We start from the raw sequence: 15,037 nt of genomic DNA on the forward strand, positions 1-15,037 counted from the left end.
TGCGGCGGCCGGCGCGGTGCCGGCGGCGGGGCGGGTAAGCCCATCGGGGGGGGGGGGGGGGGGGGGGGGGGGGGGGGGGGGGTGGGGGGGGGGGGGGGGGGGGGGGGGGGGGGGGGGGGCCGGCCCCGCCCCCCCCCCCCCCCCCCCCCCAAGGCCGGCGACTTCGTCAAGGTCCACTACGTGGGTGTGGCCCTGTCCACCGGCGAGGAGTTCGACGCCTCCTGGAACCGCGGCAACCCGCTGGAGTTCAAGCTCGGTGCCGGTCAGGTCATCACGGGCTGGGACCGGGGCATCCAGGGCATGAAGGTCGGCGGCCGCCGTCAGCTGGTCATCCCCGCGCACCTGGCGTACGGCGACCGCGGTGTCGGCCCGATCGCCCCGGGCGAGACGCTGATCTTCGTCTGCGACCTGATCGCTGTCTGATTCAGGACGCCCGTGATCGGTGACGATCACCGAGGGGCCCCCGCCGTCCGGCGGGGGCCCCTCGCTTTTGCCGGGGCGCGCCGGGGCGGTACGGTCACGGTCACGACTGGTTACGCGGGGAAGGGCGTCGATGGCGATTGCCAAGGCCGAGCGGTTGATGAACCTGGCACTGTGTCTGCTGGGGACGCGGCGGCCGCTGAGCAAGCGTGAGCTGCGCGGGTCCATCGAGGCGTACATGGAAGCCGCGAACGACGACTCCTTCAACCGCATGTTCGAGCGGGACAAGGACGATCTGCGGGAACTCGGTCTGGTGATCGAGACGGTGGAGAACCTGGAGGGCGAGACCGGCTACCTCGCCCGCCGCGACCGCAACCGGCTGCCCCCGGTCTCGCTGGACGCCGAGGAGGCGGCCGCGCTGGGACTGGCCGCGAAGGTGTGGCAGCAGGCGCGGCTCGCGGGCGCGGCCAGCGGCGCGCTGCAGAAGCTGCGCGCGGCGGGCATGCCCGAGGCGGGCGACCCGTACGAGGGCCAGCACAGTGCGATCGAGCCGCGGATCCCCGTGCACGAGGCGGCCTTCGAGCCGCTCATGCTGGCCTGCCGGGACCGGCGGCCGGTGACCTTCGACTACCGCAGGTCAAACGCCGCCCGGCCCGAGCAGCGGCAGGTGGAGCCGTGGGCGCTGGAGTGCTGGCGCGGCCAGTGGTACCTGGCCGGTTTCGACCGGAGCCGGGGCGCCGAGCGGGTCTTCCGGCTCTCGCGGATCACCGGCAAGGTGAAGTCGAAGGCCGGTGCGTACACCGCCGAGGTGCCGGACGTGGTGACCGTGCGCGAGACGGTGGCCGGATGGGCGGGGGAGACCGCCGACCGGTCCGCGGTGATCAGGCTGCGCGGGGGCGCCGGGTACCCGCTGCGGGCCCGGGCGACGGCCGTGCGCGAGCTCGGTGACGGCTGGGACGAGCTGGAGATCCCGTACGGGCACGGCCTGGATGCCTGGCTGGTCGAGTTCGGACCGGATGTAGTGGTGCTGGAGCCCGCGGATCTGCGGGCCGATGTGGTGGACCGGCTGCGTGCCGTGGCCAAGGGCTGAGGGGGACGCGTACCAGCATGGCTGCGAATGCCATTGACCAGACCCGGCGGATGCTGTCGCTCGTGACGTATCTGCGGGAGCGCCCCGGGGCGCGGATCGCGGACGTCGCGCGGGCGTTCGGGATCACCCAGGACGAGCTGATCTCGGACCTGGACGTGCTGCCGATGTGCGGGACGAGCTTCCGCGGCGGCGACCTGCTCGACATCGACACGGACGGGGAGCGCATCTGGTGGCGCAATCCCGACGCGTCGGGGGAGTCCACGGCCGAGCCGCTGCGGCTGGCCGCCGACGAGGCGACCGCGCTGCTGGTGGCGGCGCGGGCGGTGGCGACCCTGCCGGGGCTGCGGGAGAGCGACCGCGACGCCCTGCTGCGGGCGACGGCGAAGCTGGAGGCGGCGGCCGGCGAGGCGGCCGGGGCCAGTGCGCGGCTGTCGGTGACGTTCGAGTCGGAGGGCGGGGTCTTCGCGGACGTCGACCGGGCGATCTCGGAGCGGCGCAGGCTGTGGCTGCGGTACTACTCGCCGGCGCGCGACGAGCTGACCGAGCGCACGGTGGACCCGATCCGGCTGTTCGCGGTCGGTCACACCTACCTGGAGGGGTGGTGCCACCTCTCGGAGGCGCGCCGCACCTTCCGGCTCGACCGGGTGGCCGAGATCCGGCTGCTGGACGAGCGGGCGGAGCCGCCGGCGATCGAGCCGCGGGACCTGTCCGAGGGGCTGGTCCAGCCGGCGGCCGAGGACCCGGAGGTCGTGGTCGAGGTGGGGCCGGGCGGCCGCTGGGTCGCCGAGTACTACCCGCACGACAGTGCGCGGGAGCTGCCGGACGGGGGGCTGCGGATCACGCTGCGCACCCCGGACCCGGCTTCGCTGCGCAGGCTGGCGCTGCGGCTGGGGCGGGACGGGCGGATCACGGCGCCGCAGGGGCTCGCGGACAGCGCCCGGCAGGCGGCCCGCGAGGCCCTGGAGGCGTACGAGCTCCAGGACGCGCAGGGCGTGCAGGACGCGCAGGGCGTGCCGGGTGTGCGCGACGGGCAGGGGCACGACAGTCATGGGGTTCGGGGCTGAGGGGGGCTTGCGTATGACCGCGGGGAAGCCGGGGAGGCCGGCGAAGTCCGGGCTGTCCGCGATGGAGGTGCTGTTCAAGGCGGCCTGCCCGGACTGCCGGGCGCGGTTCGAGCTGGCGGCGGGCGCACTGCGGCTGGCGATCGGCGGCAGCAAGCGCTCGACGTTCTACTCCTTCACCTGTCCGGAATGCGGCGTGTCGGTGCGCAAGCCCGCGGGCGAGCGGATCGTGGAACTCCTGACCGGCGGTGGCGTCAGAACGCTGCGGAGCGTCTAGGCTCGTCCCATGCTGTGGCCGATGATCGCAATTGTTCTGGGCTTCCTCGGGCTGACCGTGCTCGCCGCCCTGGCGGTACGGGTGTTCGTCGAGGTGCAGAGGCTGTCCCGGCAGGTGGCCGACGCCAGTGTCCGGATCGGGCAGGTCGCGGGCGAACTGGAAGACGCCGCGGCCGGTCTGGCCCGCTCCGGTGGATCATTCCGGGGGCCGGACCGGCAATCGTGATGACGCCGGGGGATTGCCGGGCGTTCACACCCGCAGGTTACGATCCTTGGCAGAAGCGACACCTGGGCAGCCGTCCGGGGCGCGCAGCAATCCTCCGTGAAAAGGAAGAGACCTATGTTTGGCAACCTCAGGGGTTGGGAGATCTTCGTCATTCTCGGGGTCATCATTCTGCTCTTCGGTGCGAAGAAGCTCCCCGACATGGCGCGCTCCCTCGGTAAGTCGGCCCGCATCCTCAAGAGCGAGGCCAAGGCGATGAAGAAGGACGACGAGCCGGCTGCCGCCGCGCCCGCCGAGCCGGCGCCGCAGGCCGCCGCTCCGAAGACGATCCAGGCCGCGCCCGGCGATGTCACCAGCGCCCGCCCGGTGAGCGAGCCGGACCGCACGACCCAGGGCTGAACCGGCACGTTCCACCCCGCTGTTGACCGCTGCACGAGACAAGGGACGTGGGTTGCTCAAGTCTGCCCGCAAGCAGGACCAGGACGCCGAGGGGCGGATGCCCCTCGCGGAGCACCTGCGTGAGCTGAGAAACCGCCTGCTGAAGTCGGTCGTCGCCATCCTGGCGGTCACGATCGTCGCGGCGTTCTTCTACAAGGAACTCATCGACTTCATGCTGAAGCCGATGCTGGACTCCGTGGGCTGCACCGACGGTGTGGTCAAGCAGGTCAACGGCCGGCCCTGTGCCGACATGACCGTGAACGGCCTGATCGCGCCGTTCTCGATCGCCCTGAAGGTCGCGCTCGCCGCCGGTGTGGTGCTGTCCGCGCCGGTGTGGCTCTACCAGCTGTGGGCGTTCGTCGCCCCCGGCCTGCACGGCCACGAGAAGAAGTACGCGGTGAGCTTCGTCGCCGTCGGTGCCCCGCTGTTCCTGGCGGGCGCGGTCCTCGCGTACAACATCCTTCCGCAGACCGCCGAGATCCTGCTCGACTTCACGCCCGAGCACGCGCGCAACCTGCTCCCGGTCGACGACTACCTCGACCTTGTCACCCGCCTGATCGTGGTCTTCGGCCTGGCCTTCGAACTGCCGCTGCTCCTGATCCTCCTCAACTTCACCGGGGTCCTCACCGGCAGGCGGATGGCGGGCTGGTGGCGCGGATTCGTCCTCGGCATCACGGTGTTCGCGGCGTTCGCGACGCCCACCGGCGACCCGCTCACGATGCTGTCGCTGGCCGGGCCGATCGTGGCCCTCTACTTCATCGCGGTCGGCATCTGCCTGCTCAACGACCGCAGGCGGCGGCGCAACGACCCGGACGCCGGGCTCGACGACGACGAGGCCTCGGAGCTGGACCTGACCCCCTCCGACCTCGGCACGGCCGAGCCGGTCGCGGCCCCGGCCTCGGTGCCCGAGCAGGCCGACGGCGGCCGGAGCCGGCTGAACGGCTACGACGACGCGACCTGACCGGTCGTGTCCGGCCGGTGACGGCGCAGTCACCGCTCTGCCGTCCATCCCACCGCGGGCAGCGGCCGGGGCGCGCATGCCGCGCCGCCGGCCGCTTCCGCGTTGCGGGCCGGGAACCTGCCGGGTCCGGAGCCCGGCCCCTGCGTGCTCTTCCGTGCGGTCCCCGGCCCCATCGGTAAAGATCGCGACTGGTGTCGGAGGGGGCGGGTAGGCTCGGAGACAAGATGACAGAAGACCTCTCCCCCGCCGAGCGGTACGCCGCTGCCCGGATCCGCGCTGCCGAGGAGGCCACCGCGCTGGCCCCCTTCCGCGAGCTGTACCCCTTCGGACTGGACCCGTTCCAGATCGAGGCGTGCAAGGCGCTGGAAGCCGGCAAGGGCGTACTCGTGGCCGCGCCGACCGGCTCGGGCAAGACGATCGTCGGCGAATTCGCCGTGCACCTCGCGCTCACCCAGGGCCGCAAGTGCTTCTACACCACGCCCATCAAGGCCCTTTCGAACCAGAAGTACGCAGACCTGGTCAAGCGCTACGGCGCCGAGAAGGTCGGCCTGCTGACCGGTGACAACAGCGTCAATTCCGAGGCGCCGATCGTGGTCATGACCACGGAAGTGCTGCGGAACATGCTGTACGCGGGCTCGCAGTCGCTGCTGGGCCTCGGGTACGTGGTGATGGACGAGGTGCACTACCTCTCCGACCGGTTCCGCGGGGCCGTCTGGGAGGAAGTGATCATCCACCTCCCCGAGTCGGTGACGCTGGTCTCCCTCTCGGCGACCGTGTCGAACGCCGAGGAGTTCGGCGACTGGCTGGACACCGTCCGCGGCGACACCGAGGTGATCGTCTCCGAGGAGCGTCCCGTCCCGCTGTGGCAGCACGTGATGGCCGGGCGGCGGATCTACGACCTCTTCGAGGAGGAGACCGACCACGGCGGCCGCGGTTCCGGCCGCCGCGAGGTCAACCCCGACCTGCTGCGCATGGCGCGCATGGAGAACAGCAAGACGTACAACCCGCGCGACCGGCGCCGCGGCAAGATGGTCCGCGAGGCGGACCGGGAGCGGGAGCGGCGCTCGCGCAACCGCATCTGGACCCCGGGCCGCCCCGAGGTGATCGAGCGCCTCGACAACGAGGGCCTGCTCCCCGCCATCACGTTCATCTTCAGCCGGGCGGGCTGCGAGGCCGCCGTACAGCAGTGCCTGTACGCCGGGCTGCGGCTCAACGACGACGAGGCGCGCCTGAAGGTGCGCGAGATCGTCGAGGAGCGGACCGCCTCGATCCCCGGCGAGGACCTCCACGTCCTCGGGTACTACGAATGGCTCGAGGGCCTGGAGCGGGGCATCGCCGCGCACCACGCCGGCATGCTGCCGACCTTCAAGGAGGTCGTGGAGGAGCTCTTCGTCCGCGGCCTGGTCAAGGCGGTGTTCGCGACGGAGACCCTGGCGCTGGGCATCAACATGCCCGCGCGCACGGTGATCCTGGAGAAGCTCGTCAAGTGGAACGGCGAGCAGCACGCCGACATCACCCCGGGCGAGTACACGCAGCTGACCGGCCGGGCCGGGCGGCGCGGCATCGACGTCGAGGGCCATGCGGTGGTGCTGTGGCAGCGCGGCATGGACCCGGGGGCCCTCGCCGGCCTGGCGGGCACGCGTACGTACCCGCTGCGCTCCAGCTTCCGGCCCTCGTACAACATGGCCGTGAACCTCGTGCAGCAGTTCGGCCGGCACAGGTCGCGCGAGCTGCTGGAGACGTCGTTCGCGCAGTTCCAGGCGGACCGTTCGGTGGTCGGGATCTCCCGGCAGGTGCAGCGCAACGAGGAAGGCCTCGAGGGCTACCGCGAGGGCATGACCTGCCATCTCGGGAACTTCGAGGAGTACGCGCAGATGCGCCGCGACCTCAAGGACCGGGAGACGGAGCTCGCGAAGCAGGGCGCCGCACAGCGCCGGGCGCAGGCGGCGGCCTCGCTGGAGAAGCTGAAGCCGGGCGACGTGATCCACGTGCCGACGGGCAAGTTCGCGGGTCTGGCGCTGGTGCTGGATCCGGGTGTGCCGGCCGGGCGGTCCAACGGCCACCGCGGGTACGAGTACCAGGAGGGCCCGCGCCCGCTGGTGCTGACGGCGGAGCGGCAGGTCAAGCGGCTCGCGTCGATCGACTTCCCGGTGCCGGTGGAGCCGCTGGAGCGGATGCGGATCCCCAAGTCCTTCAACGCGCGCTCCCCGCAGTCGCGCCGGGACCTGGCGTCGGCGCTGCGGACGAAGGCCGGGCACATCGTGCCGGACCGGCACCGGCCGGGCCGGGCGGCTGCTGCGGACGACCGTCAGATCGCGCGCCTGCGCACAGAGTTGAGGGCGCATCCGTGCCACGGCTGCGACGAGCGCGAGGACCACGCGCGCTGGGCCGAGCGCTACCACCGCCTCCAGCGCGACACGAAGCTGCTGGAGCGCCGGATCGAGGGACGGACGAACACCATCGCCCGTACCTTCGACCGGATCCACGCGCTGCTCACCGAGCTGGACTACCTGCGCGAGGACGAGGTCACGGCGCACGGCAGGCGGCTGGCGCGGCTGTACGGCGAGCTGGACCTGCTGGCGTCGGAGTGCCTGCGGGCCGGGGTCTGGGAGGGGCTCGGCCCCGCCGAACTGGCCGCGTGCGTCTCGGCGCTGGTGTTCGAGGCGCGGCAGTCCGACGATGCGGTGGCGCCGAAGGTGCCGGGCGGTGCGGCGAAGGCCGCGCTGGGCGAGATGGTGCGGATCTGGGGCCGGCTGGACGCCCTGGAGGAGGAGCACCGGATCAACCAGGCCGAGGGCGTGGGCCAGCGTGAGCCGGACCTCGGCTTCGCGTGGGCGGCGTACCAGTGGGCCTCGGACAAGAGCCTGGACGAGGTGCTGCGGGAGGCGGAGATGCCGGCCGGCGACTTCGTGCGCTGGTGCAAGCAGGTCATCGACGTGCTGGGGCAGATCGCCGCGGCGGCGCCGGCGTCCGGCGAGGGCGGCAGCACGGTGGCGCGCAATGCGCGCAAGGCCGTGGACTCGCTGCTGCGCGGTGTGGTCGCCTACAGCTCGGTGGGGTAGCCGCGTTCGGACGTTCCTCCGAGGTCAGGGCCGGTGTGGTGTGCTCTCCGGGCATGATCGTGTCCGGGGGTGCTGTGCGACGATCGGGACATGAGTTCTACAGGTCGTCGGGTCGGGCGTCCGAGGGCGGACCGGCTGCGGCCGCAGAGTGGGCTGTCGCCCCGGGAGGAGCTTCTCGGGGCGGCGGCCGAGCTGTTCACGGTCCGCGGGTACGCCGCGACGACCACGCGGGCGGTGGCGGAGCGGGCAGGGATGCGGCAGGCCACGATGTACCACTACTTCGGCGGCAAGGAGGAACTCCTCGCGGAGCTCCTGGAGTCGACGGTGGCGCCTTCGCTCGGTCTGGCCCTGCGGCTGCTGGCCGACGACGGGCGGCCGGCGGAGCGCCGGCTGTGGGAGCTGTGCCGTGCGGACGTGCTGTTGCTGTGCGGCGGGCCGCACAATGCGGGCGCGCTGTACCTGCTGCCGGAGGTGCGGGGGGAGCGGTTCGCCGGGTTCCGCCGCGTGCGCGGTGAACTGAAGGACGCCTACGGCCGGTTGCTGGCCCGGACCCCGGCCGGTGCGCAGCTGCCCGCCGCGGAGCTGGAGTTGCGCCGCGACCTCGTGTTCGGGCTGGTCGAGGGAGTGATCCTGATCCGTGCCGCGGATCCGCGGCGGTCGCTGGTGCCCTTCGCGGAGTCGGCGGCGGACGCGGCGCTGCGGGTCGCCGGTGTGGGGCCGTGTTCAGCCGGGCCAGGCGGTCAGGGTCCGGGCGCTCTCGAAGACGTGCCCGCGGCCGGTGACCGGGTCGGTGAACTCCAGCCGCCGTGAGAGCAGTTGCAGCGGGTCGCGGTAGTCGTCGGGGGCCGGGTCGGTGACCTCGGGGTAGACGGGGTCGCCGAGGATCGGGACGCCGAGGGCGTTCATGTGGACGCGCAGCTGGTGGGTGCGGCCGGTGCGCGGGACGAGCCGGTAGCGGGCCAGGGCGCCGCGGTGCTCGAGGAGTTCGATGCGGCTCTCGCTGTTGGGCGGGCCGGGGATCTCGCGGGCGGCGATGACCCCGCGGACCTTCTCGATGCGGCTGCGGACGGTGCGCGGCAGGGTGGCGGCGAGCGCGGGGTCGTACGGGGCGAGGGCCTCGTACTCCTTGAGGATCTCCTTGTCCTGGAAGAGCCGCTGGTAGGCGCCGCGGTCCTCGGGCCGCACGGTGAACATGACCAGACCGGCGGTCAGCCGGTCCAGCCGGTGCGCGGGGCTCAGCGCGGGCAGGCCGAGCTCCGTGCGCAGCCGGGCGAGCGCGGTCTGCGTGACGTGGCTGCCGCGGGGGGTGGTGGCGAGGAAGTGCGGCTTGTCGGCGACGACCAGGTGGTCGTCGCGGTACAGCACCGCCACGGGGAACGGCACGGGAGCCTCCGGGACCTGCTCCCGGTGGAACCACAGGTGGGCGCCGGGGGTGTACGGGTCCGCGGCGCCGACGGGCCGGCCGTGCCCGCCGTAGACCTGCCCGGCGTCCAGCAGCCGTGCGATGGCCTCGGCGCCGGGCCCGTCGGCGTACCGGTCGCGGAGGTAGGCGCCGAGGGTCGGCCAGTCGCCGTCCGCGGGCAGGCGCAGCCGTACGGGGTCGATGCCGTTCCGCTGGGGGAGCGGCGACGGCGGTGGGGTGGGGCGGCGTCTCACCGCCCCACCCTACGGGCGTTCGCGGCCTCCGGGCCGCGGGGGTGCGGCGGGGCCGGGGAGCCCGGAGCCGTGGGCCCCGGGCCGTGGGCCGGGGGTCAGCCCTCCTGCTCGGCCTCCACCTCGGCGTTCCAGTCGCGCTTGATCGAGCGCCAGCCCTCGTCGGTCTGCCCGAGGCGCCAGTAGCCCGAGATCGACAGGCGCTCGCGCGGGACGGCGCGATCCAGGCGCAGGTGCCGGCGCAGGTCCCGGACGAAGGCCGCCTCGCCGTGCACGAAGACGTGCGGGGTGCCGTCGGGGAAGTCGAGCGTGGTGACGGCCCGCAGCAGGGCCTCGCCGACCGGGCGGTCGCCGCGGTGCAGCCACACCGGTGTGATCCCGTCGGGAGTGATGATCTTCTGCTCCTCCTCGGGGCCGGCGACCTCCAGGAAGGCGTGCACGGTGGCTCCGGCCGGGATGCGCTCCAGGGCGGCCGCGATGGCCGGCAGGGCGCTCTCGTCGCCGGCGAGCAGGTGCCAGTCGGCGTCCGGGTCCGGGGCGTAGGCGCCGCCGGGGCCGAGGAAGTACACCCGCTCGCCGGGCTGGACGCGGGCCGCCCACGGGCCGCCGAGGCCCTCGTCGCCGTGGACGACGAAGTCGACGGTCATCTCCCGGTGCGCCGGGTCCCAGGCGCGGACGGTGTACGCACGGTTGCGGGGCCACTGCTCGCGCGGGAATGCCGCGCGGATCTGTTCCAGGTCCCACGGCTCGGGGTAGACGGCGCCCTCGGCCGCGAAGAGGATCTTGATGTAGTGGTCGGTGAACTCGCCCGCGTCGAACCCGGCCAGCTCCTCACCGCCCAGGACGACGCGCACCATGTGCGGCGTCAGCTGCTCGGTGCGCACTACGCGCGCGGTGCCGACCTTGCGGGCGGGTCCTTCTGCCACGTCGTTCTCCCCTGGTCCCCGGTACACGCGTCCGGCGTGAATAGCTTAGGCTTACCTAAGTTATCACTTCAGTGCCGGAGAGTGGTGAGCAGCCGGCCGACGGCCCCGCCGAGGCCCCAGCGCCGGGCGAGCTCGTCGAGGGCCCCGGGGTCCGCCGGAGCGGACGGCAGCGCGGGGTCGAAGGGCGGCAGCGGGACGTCGGAGGCGACCCGGACCACCTTCGGGGCGACGGACACGTAGGCACGCGCCCCGTCGAGCTTCTTGCGCTGCGAGGGCGTCAGCCCGGACGCCGGGTCGTCGACCGCGGCCATGATGCCGTCCAGGCTGCCGTACGCGTCCAGCAGCTTGGCAGCCGTCTTCTCGCCGATGCCCGGGACGCCCGGCAGCCCGTCGCTCGGGTCGCCGCGCAGCAGCGCGAGGTCGACGTACCCCGGCCCGTCCACGCCGTACTTCTCCCGCAGCACGGCCTCGTCGGTCAGCTGGAGGGTGCCGACGCCCTTGAGGGGGTAGAGCACGCGCACCCCGCGGGCGTCGTCGACCAGCTGGTACAGGTCGCGGTCCCCGGTCACGATGTCCACCGGCCCGGTCGCGCGGGCGGTCAGGGTGCCGATGACGTCGTCGGCCTCGTACCCCGCGACCCCGACCCGGGCGATGCCGAACGCGTCGAGCGCGGCCTCGATGACGGGGACCTGCGACAGCAGGGTGTCGGGCGTCTCCTCCTCGTCGGGCCCGCTCTCCGTCTCGACGGCCACCCGGTGGGCCTTGTAGGTCGGGATCAGCTCGACCCGCCAGTGCGGCCGCCAGTCGGCGTCCATGCAGGCGACGAGCTCGTCGGGCCGGTGGTCCTGCACCAGCCGCCCGATGAAGTCGAGCAGCCCGCGCACGGCGTTGACGGGCGTCCCGTCCGGCGCCCGCACGGAGTCGGGCACGCCGAAGTACGCGCGGTAGTAGAGGGAAGCGGTGTCGAGGAGCATCAGGCGTCGCGTCACGGTCACGATGATGCCTCACGCCACCGTCAGCCCACCGGCCGCGACCCCGAGGGGCGCGGACCGGCCGAGGTGGTGGCCGGGTGGGGCGTGGGCGCGAAACATGGGGTGGAAGCTGCGTAAGGTGCTTACAGCACACCGATGTGCGACCGGACAAGGGGAGGGCAGCCCCGCCATGGACGACAGGGACGACCGCGACGACAAGCAGAAGGACCGGGACCGGGACGCGAGGGAGCCGCTCCGGGTCGGTACGGCCGTGCGCAAGCGGCGCCGGGCGCTCCAGCTGACGCTGGCCGCCGTCTCGGCGCGCAGCGGCCTGTCGGTTCCGTTCCTGAGCCAGATAGAGAACGAGCGGGCCCGGCCCAGCATGCGTTCCCTGGAGCGGGTCGCCGTGGCGCTGGAGACCACGGCCGTCGAGCTGCTGGCCGCGTCCGACACCACGCGCACCGTCGACCTCGTGCGCGCCGACGACGATTCCGGTCTGGCGCCGGCCGGGGTGCGCCCGCTGGTCCGCGGGCACCACCAGCTGCACGCTCTGGAGTTCACCGGGGAGCAGGACGCGGGCCGCGAGTACCAGCACCGCAACGACGAGCTGATGTACGTGGTCGCCGGGGCCTGCCAGGTGGAGGCCGAGGGGCGGGCGTACCGGCTGGAGAGCGGCGATGCGCTCTTCCTGTCCGGCGGGGTGCGCCACCGCTGGCGGGCCGCCTCCGAGGACACCCGGATCCTCGTCGTCGCGGTCGGCGACCACATCGACGCCACCGCCGAACCGCCGGGCCGCTGATGCGGGTCGTCTCCCTGGTGCCGTCGCTGACGGAGGCGGTCGAGGAGACCGCCCCCGGCCTGATCGCCGGAGCCACCGACTGGTGCACGCATCCCGCCGGCCTGGACGTCGTACGGATCGGCGGCACGAAGAACCCGGACCTCGGGGCGGTCGCCGCGCTGCGCCCCGACCTCGTGATCGCGAACGAGGAGGAGAACCGGGCCCCGGACCTCGCCGCGCTGCGGGCCGCGGGCCTGGAGGTCCTCGTCACCGAGATCCGCGACCTGCCGCAGGCGTTCCGCGAGCTGGACCGGGTCCTCGTGCGGGGCTGCGGGCTGCGCAGGCCCGGCTGGCTCGACGAGGCCGAGGCGGCCTGGGCGGCGGTGCGGCCGGGGGCGCCGCGGACGGCGTTCGTCCCGGTCTGGCGGCGGCCCTGGATGGTGCTGGGCCGGGACACCTTCGCCGGGGACCTGCTGGCCCGCCTGGGGGTGCACAACCGGTACGCGCGGCACGCCGAGCGGTACCCGCGGGTGCCTCCGGAGGTGCTCGCCGGATCCGGCTGCGACCTGGTGGTGCTGCCCGACGAGCCGTACGCCTTCTCGGCCTCGGACGGTCCGGAGGCCTTCCCCGGTCTGCCCGCCGCCCTCGTCAGCGGACGGCATCTGACCTGGTACGGGCCCTCGCTGGTCGAGGCGCCCGCGGTGCTGGCGGCAGCCCTGGAGGCGGCCCGCTGAATGCGGCGGCACACGCTGCCGACCATGCGCCCCGCAAGATTCCTGGCCCTGCTCCTCGGTACCGCCCGGCTCGCGGGGACCTGCTCGGCCCCGGATCCCACAGGCCGGAGATCCGGGGCGAGGCGGGTGCGTTCTCGACCGCCGTGGACTACGAGCTGCAGACCGCTGCGGCGGGCCGGGCCTGAGCGGGGGCGGCGAGCAGCCGGCCGCAGGCCAGGCCGCGCAGGGTGTGGACGGCGGCGGTCAGCCAGGCGGTGACCAGGACGGCGAACAGGGCGGCGGCGAGCCACTGGAAGGCGATCAGGCCGGTGTGGCGGGCCAGGCCCTCGGCGCCGGTGACGCAGGTGCCCACGGGGAAGGTGAAGGCCCACCAGGTCATCGCGAAGCCCATGCCGGACCGGACGGCGCGGACGGCCATCGCGACGGCCAGGGCGCCCCACAGCAGGGCGAAGCCGATCACGGGGACGCCGTAGACGACGGCGAAGGCGCTCAGGCCCTCGGCGTAGGGGCTGCCGATGGCCAGGGGGGCCTGGTCGGCGAGCTGGTTCACGGCGGTGACCGACTGGCCCATGGGGCCGAGGACCAGGAAGAGGGTCGGGGTCAGGGCCAGGGGCAGGGGCCCGCCGACGATCAGCCGGCCGAAGATCAGGGGCAGCATCAGCAGGGTGGCGAGGAGGCTGATCCCGAACATCGCGTAGCAGGCGAGCAGCATGGCCTCCCGGGCCTGCCCCTCGGGCAGGTGGGGTATGAGCAGCGGGCCGAGGGCGGCCGAGACCATGGGTGCGACCACGGGCAGCAGCCAGACAGGGCTGGCCGAGGCCGCCTCCACCTCGTGCCGCACGACCATCAGGTACGGGATGGCCACGGCGGCGGCCAGGCCGGTGGCGGTGCCGGCGGTGAACAGCACGGCGTCGACGGCCACCGCGGCGTCCTGGCCGATGAGGTCCTTGCCGACGATGAGGGTGCCGCCGCCGACGGCCAGCAGCGCCATGGCCAGGCAGCCGTAGAAGGGGGCCACGGCCGGGTCGAGGAGGTGGGCGCGGGCCTGGTCGCGGTGGTGGAGCCAGTGCCCGGCGCGGGCCGTGAGGAGCACGGCGAGCGCGAGGGCCGACAGCGCCCAGACCACCTGGCAGGCCACCCGCAGGCCGGTGAACTGGTACGGGAGCGAGGCGCCGGCGTTGGCGACGATGGCCGTGCCCATGACGGAGGCGTACCAGTTGGGACCCAGGTGCCGCAGGGCCGGCAGGCGCCGGGGCGTGAGGGGGGCGGAACCGGGGGCGGTGCGGAGGGTCCCGGTGGTCCGGGCGGGAGCGTCGAGCTGAGCGGTGGTGGCCATGGATCCAGCGTCGTGCCCGGTGCGGCCGCCCAGTAGAGGTGATCTTCCTATGTCCTCATAAACTGGATTTATGAGCAGTGAGCCGCCGGACCTTCCCCTCGCCCACCGGGTGCCCGACCTGGGCGCCCTGGAACTGCTGCTGGCCGTGGCCCGCCGGGGCAGCCTGGGGGCCGCGGCGCGGGAGCTGGGCATCACCCAGCCGGCGGCGAGCAGCCGGATCCGGGCCATGGAGACGCGGCTGGGGGTGGCGCTGGTGGACCGCTCTCCCCGGGGCTCCACGCTCACCGCGGAAGGCGCGCTGGTCACGGACTGGGCGCGGCGGATCGTGGAGGCGGCGGAGGCCTTCGACGCGGCGGCGCAGGCGCTGCGGGGGCGCCGGGACTCGCGGCTGCGGGTCGCGGCGAGCATGACGATCGCGGAGTACCTGCTGCCCGGCTGGCTGGTCGCGCTGCGGGCGGAGCGGCCGGGGACGGCGGTCTCGCTGCACGCGGGGAACTCCGCGGCGGTGGCGGAACGCGTCCTGGCGCACGAGGCCGACCTCGGGTTCGTGGAGGGCCTGACCGTGCCGGAGGGGCTGGACTCGGCGGTGATCGCGCACGACCGGCTGGTGGTCGCGGTGGCCCCGCAGCACCCCTGGGCGCGGCGCCGGGCGCCCGTGCCCGCGGACGAGGTGGCGGCCACCCCGCTGATCCTGCGGGAACAGGGCTCGGGAACGCGCCAGGTGCTGGACGCGGCGCTGGCCGCGCACGGGGGCCTGGCCGCGCCGCTGCTGGAGCTGGCCTCCACGACGGCGGTGAAGGCGGCGGCCGTCGGCGGGGCCGGGCCGTGCGTGCTGAGCGAACTGGCGCTGGGCGCCGAGCTGGCGGCGCGCCAGCTGGTGGCGGTCCCGGTGGCCGGGGCGCCGCTGCGGCGTGCGCTGAGGGCGGTGTGGCCGGCGGCCTCCCGCCCCGCGGGCCCGGCCCGCGACCTGCTGTCCCTCACGCGCACCCCTGCCTGAGGGCCTTGCCTGAGCGTCCCGCCCGAGTGCGTTTCCCGAGCGTCTTGCCCGATCGCCTGCCCGATCGCCTGCCCGATCGGCGGCCTGGCGGCCGGCCGGCAGGGCTGCGAC

Annotated in this window: 15 protein-coding genes and 1 pseudogene; 12 read left to right on the forward strand and 4 right to left on the reverse strand. The window is 73.8% G+C overall.

The window, feature by feature from the left end:
- Positions 1-141 precede the first annotated feature (141 nt).
- The 9 genes and pseudogenes from ACZ7H1_RS15330 to ACZ7H1_RS15370 form a co-directional block, all read left to right on the forward strand.
- Positions 142-423: pseudogene (locus tag ACZ7H1_RS15330) on the forward strand (FKBP-type peptidyl-prolyl cis-trans isomerase); the annotation flags it as partial.
- Positions 424-553: 130 nt separating this feature from the next.
- The gene (locus ACZ7H1_RS15335; RefSeq protein WP_470786923.1) at positions 554-1,510 is read left to right on the forward strand and encodes a helix-turn-helix transcriptional regulator; all 957 of its coding nucleotides are present in this window, start codon (positions 554-556) and stop codon (positions 1,508-1,510) included.
- Positions 1,511-1,527: 17 nt separating this feature from the next.
- Positions 1,528-2,574, forward strand: coding sequence for a helix-turn-helix transcriptional regulator (locus tag ACZ7H1_RS15340; RefSeq protein WP_470786925.1), 1,047 nt, complete (start codon positions 1,528-1,530; stop codon positions 2,572-2,574).
- A 13-nt stretch (positions 2,575-2,587) separates the two neighbouring features.
- On the forward strand, positions 2,588-2,848 hold the full coding sequence (locus tag ACZ7H1_RS15345; protein ID WP_470786927.1) for a hypothetical protein: 261 nt from the start codon (positions 2,588-2,590) through the stop codon (positions 2,846-2,848).
- A 21-nt stretch (positions 2,849-2,869) separates the two neighbouring features.
- The gene (locus ACZ7H1_RS15350; RefSeq protein ID WP_470786929.1) at positions 2,870-3,073 is read left to right on the forward strand and encodes a hypothetical protein; all 204 of its coding nucleotides are present in this window, start codon (positions 2,870-2,872) and stop codon (positions 3,071-3,073) included.
- 114 nt (positions 3,074-3,187) lie between these two features.
- Positions 3,188-3,469 (forward strand): Sec-independent protein translocase subunit TatA, encoded by a 282-nt coding sequence (tatA, locus tag ACZ7H1_RS15355; protein ID WP_470786930.1) that lies wholly within the window; start codon positions 3,188-3,190, stop codon positions 3,467-3,469.
- A gap of 52 nt (positions 3,470-3,521) precedes the next feature.
- The gene (gene tatC, locus ACZ7H1_RS15360; protein WP_470786932.1) at positions 3,522-4,469 is read left to right on the forward strand and encodes a twin-arginine translocase subunit TatC; all 948 of its coding nucleotides are present in this window, start codon (positions 3,522-3,524) and stop codon (positions 4,467-4,469) included.
- A gap of 224 nt (positions 4,470-4,693) precedes the next feature.
- Positions 4,694-7,531, forward strand: a complete 2,838-nt coding sequence (locus ACZ7H1_RS15365) for a DEAD/DEAH box helicase (protein ID WP_470786934.1) — start codon at positions 4,694-4,696, stop codon at positions 7,529-7,531.
- Positions 7,532-7,621: 90 nt separating this feature from the next.
- Positions 7,622-8,341 (forward strand): TetR/AcrR family transcriptional regulator, encoded by a 720-nt coding sequence (locus tag ACZ7H1_RS15370; RefSeq protein WP_470786936.1) that lies wholly within the window; start codon positions 7,622-7,624, stop codon positions 8,339-8,341.
- Here the strand turns inward: ACZ7H1_RS15370 and ACZ7H1_RS15375 are convergent.
- From ACZ7H1_RS15375 to ACZ7H1_RS15385, 3 genes are all read right to left on the reverse strand, one after another.
- The gene (locus ACZ7H1_RS15375) at positions 8,255-9,187 is read right to left on the reverse strand and encodes a pseudouridine synthase (protein ID WP_470786938.1); all 933 of its coding nucleotides are present in this window, start codon (positions 9,185-9,187) and stop codon (positions 8,255-8,257) included. The two genes, ACZ7H1_RS15370 and ACZ7H1_RS15375, sit on opposite strands and share 87 nt — an antisense overlap.
- A gap of 95 nt (positions 9,188-9,282) precedes the next feature.
- The gene (locus ACZ7H1_RS15380; RefSeq protein WP_470786939.1) at positions 9,283-10,110 is read right to left on the reverse strand and encodes a siderophore-interacting protein; all 828 of its coding nucleotides are present in this window, start codon (positions 10,108-10,110) and stop codon (positions 9,283-9,285) included.
- Between the two features lie 68 nt (positions 10,111-10,178).
- The gene (locus tag ACZ7H1_RS15385; protein ID WP_470787005.1) at positions 10,179-11,084 is read right to left on the reverse strand and encodes a 5'-3' exonuclease; all 906 of its coding nucleotides are present in this window, start codon (positions 11,082-11,084) and stop codon (positions 10,179-10,181) included.
- Between the two features lie 187 nt (positions 11,085-11,271).
- On the opposite strand from ACZ7H1_RS15385, the gene ACZ7H1_RS15390 reads away from it, so the two are divergent.
- A complete protein-coding gene (locus ACZ7H1_RS15390) occupies positions 11,272-11,880 on the forward strand; it encodes a helix-turn-helix domain-containing protein (RefSeq protein ID WP_470786941.1) in 609 nt (202 codons plus the stop codon).
- On the forward strand, positions 11,880-12,593 hold the full coding sequence (locus ACZ7H1_RS15395; RefSeq protein ID WP_470786942.1) for a helical backbone metal receptor: 714 nt from the start codon (positions 11,880-11,882) through the stop codon (positions 12,591-12,593). The genes ACZ7H1_RS15390 and ACZ7H1_RS15395 overlap by 1 nt, the downstream gene beginning before the upstream one ends.
- A gap of 148 nt (positions 12,594-12,741) precedes the next feature.
- On the opposite strand, the gene ACZ7H1_RS15400 is transcribed toward ACZ7H1_RS15395, so the two are convergent.
- A complete protein-coding gene (locus ACZ7H1_RS15400; protein WP_470786943.1) occupies positions 12,742-13,929 on the reverse strand; it encodes a TDT family transporter in 1,188 nt (395 codons plus the stop codon).
- 70 nt (positions 13,930-13,999) lie between these two features.
- Here ACZ7H1_RS15400 and ACZ7H1_RS15405 point away from each other — a divergent pair, with 70 nt between their 5' ends.
- Complete coding sequence (locus ACZ7H1_RS15405; protein ID WP_470786944.1) at positions 14,000-14,926, forward strand: LysR substrate-binding domain-containing protein; 927 nt, start codon at positions 14,000-14,002, stop codon at positions 14,924-14,926.
- The last annotated feature ends 111 nt before the right edge of the window (positions 14,927-15,037 follow it).

The sequence above is a fragment of the Streptomyces sp. NPDC037401 genome (assembly GCF_055602345.1).